Consider the following 647-nt stretch of genomic DNA (forward strand, 5'->3'; position numbering starts at 1 on the left):
ATTCTTGCCAAAATAATACTTATAGCCATTATCGGTAGTAATAACAAAACCAGCAAATGTTTTGGGATATTGTCCTTCTTCAAAAAAAGCGGAATAATTATAGAGATAGGACTCCATTGTTGGCCCAATTAGTCGAGAGGTTACAGGCGTAAAAGGCGTCTTTAGTCTATCATCCATAATTTCAACTTTTACTTTACTATTGGATTGAACTACTATCTCAATTTGGCCGCCAACTATTGTTAGCATGAATTTTCCTGAAACCCCCATAAAATTAAAAGTATACTCGTCTGAAAAAGCATCTTTTTTCCCTCCACCGCTAAACCATTCTGGGGCTCTATTCATGTTGGGCGCCTCTCCTAGCCAGCGAATAGGGCTACTGATTTGAGTATAAGTGTCAGGAGCATATCTCGAAAAATTGTTCGCATAATACGGAAGCTTGTGGGGTAAAGGGACAAAGTTTTCAGTAAAGCCATCAAGAGTATTATCCATAAATAATGGAGATCCTTTTAACAATTTACTTTTAAGTGTATTGGATGCCATTGCGGGATTAAGCATAAAGCCATTCCGGGTAGCTTGTTTATCATTAGGGTAATTTAAGTTTGGAGTAATGTTGAAATCAAATTCATCTGGAAACTCTCCTTTTATGG

Annotated in this window: 1 protein-coding gene; it reads right to left on the reverse strand. The window is 37.1% G+C overall.

Annotated features, from left to right (window positions below; all coding sequences use genetic code 11):
• A partial coding sequence (locus JHD69_RS20035; protein ID WP_199142104.1) for a hypothetical protein occupies positions 1-647 on the reverse strand: 647 nt, incomplete at both ends.

It is taken from the genome of Pedobacter sp. ASV12 (assembly GCF_016429155.1).
GTDB lineage: Bacteria > Bacteroidota > Bacteroidia > Sphingobacteriales > Sphingobacteriaceae > Pedobacter.